This window comes from Pseudonocardia oceanicola, from assembly GCF_047200735.1.
Taxonomy (GTDB): Bacteria; Actinomycetota; Actinomycetes; order Mycobacteriales; family Pseudonocardiaceae; genus Pseudonocardia.
This window is the reverse complement of sequence record NZ_JBJZON010000013.1, coordinates 1-11,564: the sequence shown is the minus strand read 5'-3', so window position 1 is coordinate 11,564 and position 11,564 is coordinate 1. Positions and strand designations below refer to the sequence as shown.

12 protein-coding genes are annotated in these 11,564 nt (G+C 74.7%); 6 read left to right on the top strand and 6 right to left on the bottom strand.

Features of this window, described 5'->3' with window-relative positions; translation table 11 throughout:
• Positions 1-62 precede the first annotated feature (62 nt).
• The 3 genes from ACL02T_RS18900 to rimP form a co-directional block, all read right to left on the bottom strand.
• Positions 63-335, bottom strand: coding sequence for a YlxR family protein (locus ACL02T_RS18900; RefSeq protein ID WP_412832175.1), 273 nt, complete (start codon positions 333-335; stop codon positions 63-65).
• A gap of 113 nt (positions 336-448) precedes the next feature.
• Entirely contained in the window at positions 449-1,513 is a 1,065-nt protein-coding gene (gene nusA / locus ACL02T_RS18895; protein ID WP_412832039.1) for a transcription termination factor NusA, read from the bottom strand.
• On the bottom strand, positions 1,510-2,073 hold the full coding sequence (rimP, locus tag ACL02T_RS18890; RefSeq protein WP_412832038.1) for a ribosome maturation factor RimP: 564 nt from the start codon (positions 2,071-2,073) through the stop codon (positions 1,510-1,512). The genes nusA and rimP overlap by 4 nt, the downstream gene beginning before the upstream one ends.
• Before the next feature lie 127 nt (positions 2,074-2,200).
• Between rimP and ACL02T_RS18885 the strand changes: the two genes are divergently transcribed.
• Together ACL02T_RS18885 and ACL02T_RS18880 are read left to right on the top strand one after the other, a co-directional pair.
• On the top strand, positions 2,201-2,713 hold the full coding sequence (locus ACL02T_RS18885) for a hypothetical protein (RefSeq protein ID WP_412832037.1): 513 nt from the start codon (positions 2,201-2,203) through the stop codon (positions 2,711-2,713).
• Positions 2,710-3,159, top strand: a complete 450-nt coding sequence (locus ACL02T_RS18880) for a ferritin-like domain-containing protein (protein WP_412832036.1) — start codon at positions 2,710-2,712, stop codon at positions 3,157-3,159. Before ACL02T_RS18885 ends, ACL02T_RS18880 begins: the two co-directional genes overlap by 4 nt.
• A gap of 166 nt (positions 3,160-3,325) precedes the next feature.
• Here ACL02T_RS18880 and ACL02T_RS18875 read toward each other — a convergent pair whose 3' ends face one another.
• A complete protein-coding gene (locus tag ACL02T_RS18875) occupies positions 3,326-4,342 on the bottom strand; it encodes an aminotransferase class V-fold PLP-dependent enzyme (protein ID WP_412832035.1) in 1,017 nt (338 codons plus the stop codon).
• Positions 4,343-4,521: 179 nt separating this feature from the next.
• On the opposite strand from ACL02T_RS18875, the gene ACL02T_RS18870 reads away from it, so the two are divergent.
• The gene (locus tag ACL02T_RS18870; protein ID WP_412832034.1) at positions 4,522-4,932 is read left to right on the top strand and encodes a secondary thiamine-phosphate synthase enzyme YjbQ; all 411 of its coding nucleotides are present in this window, start codon (positions 4,522-4,524) and stop codon (positions 4,930-4,932) included.
• Between the two features lie 106 nt (positions 4,933-5,038).
• Here the strand turns inward: ACL02T_RS18870 and ACL02T_RS18865 are convergent, their stop codons facing one another.
• Positions 5,039-5,362: a hypothetical protein gene (locus ACL02T_RS18865; protein WP_412832033.1), complete on the bottom strand. Its 324-nt coding sequence runs from the start codon at positions 5,360-5,362 to the stop codon at positions 5,039-5,041.
• Positions 5,363-5,443: 81 nt separating this feature from the next.
• On the opposite strand from ACL02T_RS18865, the gene ACL02T_RS18860 reads away from it, so the two are divergent.
• Both ACL02T_RS18860 and ACL02T_RS18855 read left to right on the top strand, forming a co-directional pair.
• Positions 5,444-6,547, top strand: a complete 1,104-nt coding sequence (locus ACL02T_RS18860; RefSeq protein WP_412832032.1) for a DUF8017 domain-containing protein — start codon at positions 5,444-5,446, stop codon at positions 6,545-6,547.
• A 109-nt stretch (positions 6,548-6,656) separates the two neighbouring features.
• Positions 6,657-8,339 carry a serine/threonine-protein kinase gene (locus ACL02T_RS18855; RefSeq protein ID WP_412832031.1) on the top strand — a complete coding sequence of 561 codons (1,683 nt, stop codon included), beginning with the start codon at positions 6,657-6,659 and terminating at the stop codon, positions 8,337-8,339.
• A 128-nt stretch (positions 8,340-8,467) separates the two neighbouring features.
• Here ACL02T_RS18855 and ACL02T_RS18850 read toward each other — a convergent pair whose 3' ends face one another.
• Positions 8,468-10,210, bottom strand: coding sequence for a proline--tRNA ligase (locus tag ACL02T_RS18850; RefSeq protein WP_412832030.1), 1,743 nt, complete (start codon positions 10,208-10,210; stop codon positions 8,468-8,470).
• A 150-nt stretch (positions 10,211-10,360) separates the two neighbouring features.
• Here ACL02T_RS18850 and ACL02T_RS18845 point away from each other — a divergent pair.
• Positions 10,361-11,564, top strand: a 1,204-nt coding sequence (locus ACL02T_RS18845) for an acyl-CoA dehydrogenase family protein (protein ID WP_412832029.1), incomplete at its 3' end; no start/stop codon positions are given.

Below are 11,564 nucleotides of genomic sequence, written 5' to 3'. Positions count from 1 at the left end.
GGTTCCGCTCGACCTCGAACCTAGAGTCGATGCACGTTCATGGTGCGATCTTCACGACTGGCTCATGACGGGTCGACCTTGCTTTCCGTGAGTGACGGAACCGGGACTGTCCCGGCTCCCCCCTGTTGCACCCCATCGGGATCCGCCGCCGCAGCGACACGGTTCCCGTCGAGGTACGACCTGACCGCGGCCACCGACAGCGGCCCCGGGACACGCAGTGCCCGCGGGAACGCCGACCGGCGCTCGGCCCGGTCGAGACACCCCGCGACGGGGTGCACCCAGGCACCCCGGCCGGGGCGGCGACCACGCGGATCCGGGACCAGGGCCCCGTCCACCGCGACGACGCGCAACAGACCGGTGGCCAACTCCCGGGTGCGGCACCCGACACAGGTGCGGACGGGCCCCTGCGCCCGATCGCGGGCCGGGGTCGAGTGTAGCGCGTCCCCCCTCAGCCGACCGACTCCGTCCCCGAGGCGCGCGCCACGGAGGGACCGTCCTCCGGCGTCGCGTCGATCTCCGTCCGGCCGGCCTGCGCGCGGGGGTCCGCGTCGCTGCGGATGTCGATCCGCCAGCCGGTCAGACGTGCTGCGAGCCGCGCGTTCTGCCCCTCCTTGCCGATGGCGAGGGAGAGCTGGAAGTCCGGCACGACCACCCGCGCGGTCCGGGTCCGCGCGTCGACCACCGTGACGGACACCACCTTCGAGGGCGAGAGTGCGTTGCCGACGAACGTCGCCGGGTCGTCCGACCAGTCGATGATGTCGATCTTCTCGTCGTGCAGCTCACTCATGACGTTGCGCACCCGCTGGCCCATCGGGCCGATGCAGGCGCCCTTCGGGTTGACCCCGGGGACCGTGGACCGCACCGCGATCTTCGACCGGTGCCCCGCCTCACGGGCGACGGCGACGATCTCCACCGATCCGTCGACGAGCTCGGGGACCTCCAGCGCGAACAGCTTGCGCACGAGGTTGGGATGCGTGCGGCTCAACGTGATCTGCGTGCCGCGCATTCCCCGGCTCACGCCCACGACGTAGCAGCGGATCCGGTCGCCGTGCTCGTAGCCCTCCCCCGGCACCTGCTCGGTCGGCGGCAGTACGCCCTCGATCTGCCCCAGGGAGACCACGACCACCCCGCGGGCGTTGGCGCGGGCGTCGCGCTGGATCACGCCGGAGACGATCTCGCCCTCCTGGGCGGCGAACTCGCCGTAGGTGCGCTCGTGCTCGGCGTCCCGCAGGCGCTGCACGATGACCTGGCGGGCGGTGGTGGCGGCGATCCGGCCGAAGCCCTCCGGCGTGTCGTCCCACTCGGGGCCCGGCTCGCCGTCCTCGCCGGTCTCGTGCGCCATCACCCGGACCAGCCCGGACTTGCGGTCGATGTCGATCCGCGCGTGCGGCTGGTGTCCCTCGGTGTGTTTGTACGCCGTGAGCAGGGCGGTCTCGATGGCCTCGATGACCGTGTCGAACGGGATCTCCTTCTCCCGCTCGATGGCCCGCAGCGCCGCGATGTCGACGTTCATGCCTGCTCCTCGTTCCCCGGTTCCGCGCGGGCGGCCCCGTCGAGCACCTCGACCTCCGCCTTCGGCGGCGCCTTGAACTCCACCTGCACCACGGCGCGGGTCACGTCCGCGTAGCGCAGCTCCTGCGGGCGCGGCCGCTTCGCGCCCGCCTCCACCACGGTGACCGACTCCGGTCCCGCGTGCCCGACACGCACGTCCGTCGACCCGCCGCCGGCCAGTGTCACCCGGGCCAGCCGCAGGTGCGCCCGGCGCCAGTGCAGGGGCCGGGTGAGGGGCCGGTCGATGCCCGGCGAGGTCACCTCGAGCGTGTACGAGCCCGCGATCAGGTGCTCGTGCCGATCCAGCTCCGCGGCCGCCGAGCGGCTCAGCCGGGCGATCGCGTCGAGCCCGACGGCGGTCTCCTCCGCGTCCTCGGGCACGTCGACGACCACCTTCACGGTGTGCTTGCGCCCGGCGGCCCGGACCTCGACGTCCTCGAGCTCGAACCCGGCGTCGGCGACGACGGGCTCCAGCACACCCCGCAGCGTGCCGGTGAGCTGATCGGGGGCGGGGCTCGGCATGGATCTCCTCACGACGGGCAGGGTGGTAACGGCCGTCCAGACTATCGCGGACGGCCGGAGGGACGGCCGGAGCCATCTCCCCACCCGTGCCCTGCCACCGCGCCGGTGGCTGGCAGGATGCCGGGCTGTGCACCCCGGCCCCCCGCTCCCCCCGGCCGCCGTGCGGCTGAGCCGGCGACGGGTGCTGTCGCTGGGGCTGGCGGCCGGTGGGCTGACGCTCGCCGCCCCCGTGCTCGCCGGGTGCGCGGCCGCATCGTCGGACGACGAGCCGGACCCGCTGATCCCGCTCGTCACCCGCGCCCGCTCGGACGCCGACCTGGTCACCGCCGTGATCACGGCCGATCCGTCGCTGACCGCGCGGCTCGACCCGCTCCGCTCGGCCCGCACCGACCACGCCGCCGCGCTGGAGCAGGAGATCGCCCGGGTCGCCGGGACCACCACGGCCGTCCCCGCACCCGCGCCGGCGACCCCGCTGACGGGCGCCGACCTCGACGCCGTGCGCCGGGCCGTCGCCGACGCCGCACGCGAGGCCGCCGGGCTGGTGAGCAGCGTCCCGACGGCGCGCGCCGGGCTGGTCGGCTCGGTCGCGGCCTGCTGCGCGGCCTACACCGCGGTGCTGGGGGCGGCGCGGACCCCATGAGCGTCCCGATCGATGACGAGGCGGTGGACGCGCTGCAGCGCGCCCTGGCCGCCGAGCACGCGGCCCTGTGGTCCGCCACGCTGATCCTCGCGTTCGTGCCCGAGGACCAGGCCGCGGTGGCACGCGAGGACATCGCGGCGCACCGCGCCCTACGCAGCCAGATCGAGCAGACGCTGACGGACGTCGGGGCGCGGCCGGTGTCGGCGCAGCCGGCCTACGACACCCCGGTGCCGGTCACGGACGCGCTGTCCGCCGGGCGGCTCGCCGTCACGGCCGAGGCCGACGCGCTGGCGGCCTGGCGGTCGGTGCTGGAGCACACCACCAACCAGCAGCTGCGGGTCGCGGCGCTCAAGGCGCTCACGGAGGGCACGGTCCGCGCCTCCCGCTGGCGCGCGGCCACCGGCACCGTCCCGACCATCCCCTCCCTCCCCGGCATCGTCCGCTGAGGCCTCCTCCCCCTCGCGAGTCCGCCTGGGCTCCCGCGAGTCGCGCCCTGGGCTCCCGCGAGTCGCGCCCTCCGCTCCCGCGAGTCGCGCCCTCCGCTCCCGCGAGTCGCGCCCTGGGCTCCCGCGAGTCGCGCCCTGGGCTCCCGCGAGTCGCGCTCTGGGGGAATCAGGTGAGGGCGGCGAGGGCGCGGTCGACGTCGTCGTCCGTGCTGTAGAGACCGAAGGAGAGCCGGGCGCCGCCGCCGCGTGCGGTCGCGACGATCCCCGCGGCGGCGAGCCGGCGCGCGGCGTCGGGCACGGACACGTGCACGATCGCCGAGCCCGCGGGCGGGAGCCCGAGGCCCGCGCGGAACCGGTCGGCCAGCCCGGCGCAGTGCGCCCGGACCGCGGCGAGATCGAGTCCGGCGAGCCAGCTCAGGGAGTCCGCGGCGCCGACGTGGCTGTACCAGGCGGGCGAGGTGTCGAGTCCGCGCGCCTCGGCGGCCAGCTTCGGCGGCAGCCCGGTGGTGCTGCCCCACGGATCCTCGGCCGCGTACCAGTTCGCGGCGTGCGGCACGAGGTCGAGGTCCGGGTGCACCGCCATCCAGGCGGCGCCGCGCAGGGCGAAGAGCCACTTGTAGCAGGCGCCCGCGACGGCGTCGGCCCAGCCGAGGTCGAGCGGCATCCAGCCCGCGGCCTGGGTAACGTCCAGAAGCACGCGGGTGCCGGACGCACGGGCGCCGCGCAGGGCGTTGAGGTCGGCGAGCCTGCCGTCGAGGGACTGGGTCACGCTGACCGCGACGACGTCGGCCTCCGGCGCCCGCTCCCCCAGCTCCTCGAGCGGCACCTCGATGACCGTGATGCCGCGGCCCTGCACAGCGAACGGGTAGCTGACGCTGCTGAACTCGCCCCCGGCCACGAGGACCTGCGCGCCGTCGGGGGTCGCGGCGGCGACGAGCCCGACCAGCGCGGACACCGAGCCCCCGACCGCGACCCGGTCGGGGCCGACGCCCACGAGGCGGCCGAAGGCGGCGCGGGCACGGGCCACCACGCCGTCGAAGTCCGTCGCCCGGCCGGTCCCGTATCGCCAGGCGTCGAGGGCACGGTCGACGGCGGCCGCCGTTTCGCGCGGCGGTACCCCCACGCTCGCGGTGTTGAGGTAGCCGTCGGGCACGTCGAAGATCCGTCCGAACGCCTCGCGCACACCCCGACCCTACGGCTGTCCCGTTCCCTCCGTATCGAACAGCGCGACTCGCCGGAGCCCACAACGCGACTCGCCGGAGCCCACAACGCGACTCGCCGGAGCCCACAACGCGACTCGCGGGAGCCCACAGCGCGACTCGCGGGAGCCCGGGTGCTGGGGGTTCTCCTAGGGTCGGGGGCATGCACACCGAGCTGATCGAGGTCAGGACCGGCGGCGAGGAGCGGGTCGTCGACCTGACCTCCCGGATCGCCGACCACCTGCGTTCCGTCGACGCGCGGGAGGGCCTGCTCAACGTGTGGGTGCCGCACGCCACCGCGGGCGTCGCCGTGATCGAGACGGGTGCCGGCAGCGACACCGACCTGCTCACCGCGCTGCGCGACCTCCTCCCCGCCGACGACCGCTGGGCCCACCGCCACGGCAGCCCCGGGCACGGCCGCGACCACGTCCTCCCGGCGATCGTGGCGCCGTCGATGTCGGTCCCGGTGATCGACGGGGAGCTCGCTCTGGGCACCTGGCAGTCGGTGTGCCTGGTGGACACCAACGTGGACAACGCCGTGCGGAGCGTCCGACTCTCCTTCCTCCCCGGCTGAGACGAACCCGGCCCTCGCCCGATCGCGGCGCCCGCCCGTCGGCTCGGCCGTCCGCTCACCGGTGGGACCTCGTGGGCGGGCGGCGTCCGGGGTCCGGGTGTCCCCGTCAGAGCCCACGCACCGTGCGGACGGCGGCGCCGATCCCGGTGGCGGGGCGCAGCTCCCGGAGCCGCCGGACGGCGGCGAGCTCGCCCTCGCACAGGGCGACCCGGCGCAGCTCCTCGACCTCGTCCGCGGTGAGCTCGACGGGCAGGTGCCCGACGGTGAGGCGGCGGATCGGGCCCACCATCAGCAGCGCGGCCGCGGCGACCACGGCGGCCGCGGTCGGAGCGCCCTTCAGCAGCAGGACGAGCGCGGCGAGCAGGGCGACCACCGGGATCGCCCACAGCACCCAGGGCATCCGCCGGCGCAACACGCCCCTCGCGTCCACGTGGGGAAGGAGACCACACCCGACGACCCGTCACCATGATCGAGAGCGGGCGGCGGCTCGGGCCCACGCTAGTCTCCGCGCGTGGACAGACCGAGCGGGTCGGACGAGCCCCGCGAGCGCACGGACGTCCCGGAACCCGGTGCGAGCCCGGAACCCGGGGAGGACGCCGCGACGGGCGCCGACGGCGACGCCACCACGATCGTCCCTGCCGAGCGGGCCGCTCCGCCCAGCGAGACCGGTGCCACGCAGACCGACCTCCCGACGACGAACCGGACCCCGGGCCGCACCGGTTCCCCTCCCGGCATCGCCGCCCCCTACGGTGGTCCCGTCCCCGGCGGCGCCACCCCCGGCACCGGCTTCCCCGCGCCCACACCCCCGAGCGGGTCCGACGCCCCGCACTACCCCGGGCAGCGCTATCCCGCCGTGCCCGGGCGGGCGGGCGAGCCCGAGATCCCCGCCGAGCAGCCCTGGGGAGTGCCGCCCCCGTACGCCGCCCCGGGGCCCTCCTGGGCCCCGCCGCCCGGGCAACCGCGGGAGCAGCGCACCGGCCGCTGGATCGCCGGCCTGTCCACGGTGATCCTGCTGACCCTCGCCGCGATCGGCGGCGGCGCGTGGTTCCTCGTCACCGCCCTGTCCGGACCGAGCGTCCCGGCGGGCTACCAGCCGATCACCACGCCCTACCTGACCTATGCCGTTCCCGGCGACTGGACCCCGCTCGACGGCGTGGCCGCCCGCGGTCTCGGTGTCGCGTTCACCGGCGGCGCCGACGCGCCCGGCTACCTCTGCCGTGGCACTCCCTACAAGCGCGGTACTGCGACCAGCGCGCTCGTCGAGGCGCCGGACGACCCGGCGACGCTCGCCCGGCGCTTCGCCGCCGAGTTCGGCCGGTCCTTCTACACGAGCACCGCGGGCCAGGGTCCGCGCGTCACGCTGAGCGGGCCCCGCACCGTCGAGATCGGGGACGCGACGGGCGCCGTGGTCGAGGCCGTCTCCACCACGCCGCTCGACGACGGCTGCCTCGCCACCCGCGGCCGGACGCTCGTACTGGCCGTACCGGTGCCCGCGGGTGGCACCGCGCTCCTGGTCGCCAACGCCGACACGGTCGGCGGTCCGGCCACCCCACCGCTCGTCCCCCCGTCGACCGTCGAGGACATCCTCGGCACCGCCGCGGTGCCCACCCGGTAACGCCGCCGCGCACCCGCCCGAGATCGCCGGGTGGACGACGGTCCGGACCGGCCGGTCCGGGGCCGCTGCGGATACGGTGACCGCGACCGCGGGGGGTGGAGGGGGCACGGTGCAGGGCACGACGTTCGGCCCCTACACGATCGAGGAACTGCTCGGCCGCGGCGGCATGGGTGAGGTCTACCGCGCCTTCGACACCGAGACCGACCGCGAGGTCGCGCTGAAGGTCCTGCCGCCCGCCCTGGCCGGCGACGCCGAGTACACCGAGCGCTTCCGCCGCGAGTGCCGGGCGGCGGCGCGGCTGCGGGAGCCGCACGTCGTGCCGATCCACCGGTTCGGCGAGATCGAGGGCCGGCTCTACCTCGACATGCGCCTGGTCGAGGGCCCCGACCTCGGGTCCTGGCTGGCCGCGCACGGCCCGCTCTCCCCCGCCGCGGCCGTCGCGGTGGTCTCCCAGATCGCGAGCGCCCTCGACGCCGCGCACGCGGAGGGGATGGTGCACCGGGACGTGAAGCCGTCGAACATCCTGCTCGCCGGGGCCGGCGACGTGGTCGACGCGGGCGCGGTGTTCGCCTACCTGTTCGACTTCGGCATCGCCAGCTCCAGCGCGGCCGGCGAGGGCGGCGAGCAGCTCACCCGCAGCGGGACCGTGCCCGGCTCGGTCGCGTACCTGGCGCCGGAGCGGTTCCACGGCGTACCCGCCGACCCCCGGGTCGACGTCTACGCCCTGGCCTGCGTGCTGCACCAGGCGCTGTCCGGGCGGCAGCCCTTCACCGGTGACCTGCCCACGCTGATGCACGCCCACCTGTCCGTGCCGCCGCCCCCGATCGGACGGCCGGACGTGCCCCCGGCGCTCGAGGAGGTCGTCGCGCGCGGGATGGCCAAGGACCCCGACCAGCGCTTCCCGACGGCCGGGGCGTTGGCCGCCGCGGCACGCACGGCGGTGCGAACCGCGGCCGGCTCGGGGCAGACCGCGCCGCCCGCGCCGATCGGTGAGCCCCGCCCGTCGACGTTCGGCACCGGCGCACCCACCCCCGCCCGGAGCGACCCGCACCAGGTGCCGGCCGGCCCGGGGTCAGGCTGGTCCTCGGCCCCGGACACGAGGGTCGGCCAGGGCCCGTCGCCCCGCACGCGCATCTCACGCGCGGCGATCGCGGCCGTCGTCGCCGGGGTGCTGATCGTCCTCGGCGGCCTGGGCACCGCGACGGTGCTGCTGGTCCGGGGCGACCCGTCCCCGGCCCCCGCCCCGACGGCGGCCCCGGCCCCGGCGACGGCACCGACACCGACACCGACACCGACACCGCAGAGCGTGGCCCCGACCACCGCCCCGGGGTCCGGCGACGCCGCCCTGTTCGCCGACCTCCCGGCCGGGTTCTCCAGGAGCAACTGCACCGCCGAGGCCGGCACCGCGAGCACGATCGGCGCTCTGTCCTACCTCGTGTGCGAGGACGGGCCCGTCGACGGCCCCGACGGCGCCACGTTCACCCGCTACGCCCAGCAGAGCCAGCTCGACGACGGCTTCGACGGCGCCGCACGGGCCGAGAACGTCCCGCTCGTCGAGAACGGCCAGCACTCCGGCTGCAGGACCGGCACCGCCATCGCGACGGGCTACAGCCAGAACGACGAGTTCGCGGGTCGGGTGGGCTGCTACGTCGACACCGCCGGCGGAGCGGCCTACCTGTTCTGGGCGGACTACAAGGCCCTCGCCCTCGGCTACCTGCGCCGCAGCGACGGCGACACGACCGCGCTCTACGACTGGTGGAGCGCCAACGACTTCCGGGCCCCCGGACGTTAGGGGCGTCTGGTGGATCAGCCGACCGGGGAGAGCTCCACCCTCTCCTCGCCGGGCTCTCGGTCGGGCCGGTCGACGCGATGGACGAAGTGGAGGATCCCGGCTCGGACGACGGTGCCGTCCGGACCGGCTCAGCCGCGGACCAGCGCGGCGAGCGCCTCGGCGGCACCTTCGCGCGGGATCTCCGACCGCTCGCCCGTGCGGCGGTCCTTGATCTCGAGCTTCCCCTCGCCCAGCCCCCGCCCCACCACGACGATCGTGGGCACGCCGATCAGCTCGGCGTCGGCGAACTTCACCCCCGGGCTGGCCTTGCGGTCGTCGAGGACCACCTGCAGGCCGGCCGCCTCGAGCTCGGCGGCGACGGCCTCGCCGCCCTCCAGCAGCTCGGCGCTCTTGCCCGCCACGACGACGTGCACGTCGAAGGGGGTCACCTCGCGGGGCCAGATCAGCCCGGACTCGTCGTGGCTCTGCTCGGCGATCACGGCGACCAGCCGTGAGACGCCGATGCCGTAGGAGCCCATGGTGATCCGGACGGGCTTGGAGTCCGGCCCGAGCGCGTCGAGGGCGAAGGCGTCGGCGTACTTGCGGCCGAGCTGGAAGATGTGCCCGATCTCGATGCCGCGCGCGGCCTCCAGCACGCCGGTGCCGTCCGGCGAGGGGTCGCCGGCGCGGACCTCGGCGGCCTCGATGGTGCCGTCCGGCGTGAAGTCCCGGCCGCACACCAGGTCGACGACGTGGTGGTCGGCCTTGTCCGCGCCGGTCACCCACGCCGTGCCGGTCACGATCCGCGGGTCGACCAGGTACTTCACGCCGTTGGTCTGGAGCGCCTCCGGCCCGATGTAGCCCTTGACCAGGAACGGGTTGGCGGCGAAGTCCTTCTCCTCCAGCAGCGCCACCTCGGCCGGCTCCAGCGAGGCCTCCAGCCGCTTCAGGTCGACCTCGCGGTCCCCGGGCACGCCGATCCCCAGCAGCTCCCACTCGGTCGCACCGGGCCGCCTCGTCTTGACCAGCACGTTCTTCAGCGTGTCGGCCGCCGTGAACGTCCGGTCCGTATGGGCGTTCAGGTAGTCGACGAGCGTCTCGATCGTCGGGGTGTCCGGCGTGTGGTGGACGACGGCGGCGGGCTTGTCGTCGACCGGCTGCGCGGGCGGTGCGGGGGTGGTGACGGCCTCGACGTTCGCCGCGAAGCCGCCGGGGCCGCGCACGAAGGTGTCCTCACCGGTCTCCGACTCGGCCAGGAACTCCTCCGACGCCGAGCCGCCCATCGCACCGGAGGTCGCGGCCACGATGACGTACTGCAGGCCGAGCCGCTCGAAGATCCGGATGTAGGCCTCGCGGTGCTTGGCGTAGGACTCCGACAACCCCTCGTCGGACAGGTCGAAGGAGTACGAGTCCTTCATCAGGAACTCGCGGCCACGCAGGATGCCCGCGCGGGGCCGCTCCTCGTCCCGGTACTTGGTCTGGATCTGGTACAGGACGACCGGGTAGTCCTTGTAGGAGGAGAACTCGCCCTTGACCGCGAGGGTGAACAGCTCCTCGTGGGTGGGGCCGAGCAGGTAGTCGCCGCCCTTGCGGTCCTTGAGCCGGAACAGGTTCGGCCCGTACTCGGTCCACCGGTTCGTGGCCTCGTAGGGCTCGCGGGGCAGCAGCGCGGGGAACTGGATCTCCTGGGCGCCCATGGCGTCCATCTCCTCGCGCACGACGTTCTCGATGCGCCGCAGCACCTTCAGCCCGAGCGGCAGCCAGGAGTAGACGCCCGGGGCGACGCGGCGGACGTAACCCGCGCGGACCAGCAGCTTGTGGCTGGGCACCTCCGCGTCGGCCGGGTCCTCGCGGAGGGTGCGGAGGAACAGCGACGACATCCTGGTCAACACGCTGAGCAGGGTACTGAGGGTGTCGTCGGGACCTCATCCCGGTTCCGCCCATCTCAGAGTGAGACCTCCGCGCACCACCCGTCCCGCGTTCTGATGATCCCGTCAGGCCGCGACGACGGCGTCCGGCCCCACCGAGAAGGACGGTGCCCCATGACCGCGACCGCGGAACGCGCTGAGCAGACCGGGCGGAGCGATCGGCCCTCCGCCGAGGAGCTGATCGCCCGCGCCGAGGCCCTCGTCCCGGTTCTGCGCGAGCGCGCGCAACACTGCGAGGAGCTGCGCCGCATCCCCGACGAGACCATGACCGACCTGACCGCGGCAGGCCTGTTCGACCTGGTCGCACCGCGGAGCCTGGGCGGGTACGGCTACGGCATGCGCGAGTTCGGCACGATCACCCGGATCCTCGCGCAGGGCTGCGCCTCCACGGCCTGGGTCTACTCGTTCCTCGTGGTGCACAACGTGTCGCTGGTCCAGGACACCCCGCACCTGCTGCACGGCAAGGCGTTCGCCCCATGCGCGCTGTCCGCGGGCTTCCAGGCCACCCCGTCCGGCACCGCGGTCCCGGTCGAGGGCGGGTGGCGGCTCACCGGGAAGTGGCCCTTCGCCAGCGGCATCATGAACTCCGAGTACTCCCTGCTCATCACGACCGAGGACCGTGGAGCCGGCAGCGAGCCCGCGCTGCTGGGCCTGGTCGTCGACGTCGCGGACGTGACGATCCACGACGTCTGGCACATGTCCGGGATGAAGGGCACCGGTTCCAACACGTTCTCCTGCGAGGATCTCTTCGTCCCCGCAGACCGGCAGTGGACGGTGTTCGGGCAGGAGCCGATCCACCCGCTCGACCACGGCGACGACCGCCCGCTCGAGGGCTTCTCCATGATCCGGATGTTCGACGTGCTGCTGGCGGCCGTCGCGGTCGGCTCCGCCGAGGCCTGCCTGGCCGACTTCACCCAGCGGATCCTGACCCGCACGGTCGGGTTCGGGCTGGGCCCGCAGCGCGAGCACCGCGAGGCCTGGGTGCGTTACGGCGACGCCGTCACCCGGACCCGGGTCGCCCGGTTGGTGTGGGACGAGACCCACCGTGTGGTCACCGAGCTCGCCGACGCCGGTGAGAAGGCGTCGCTGGAGCAGGCATGCCTGCTGCGGATGGCGTCACCGCGCATCTGTCACCTCGCGCGCGAGGCGATCGACACCATGCTCGACGGCGCCGGGTCCAGCGTGAACGAGCTCCGCAGCCCCTTCCAGCGCTACAAGCGGGACGTCGACACCCTCAAGAGCCACTCCTACCTGCACTGGGACGGCGCCGCCGTCACCGCGGGCGCCGCGCTCCTCGGCGTGACCGACGAGCCCGACG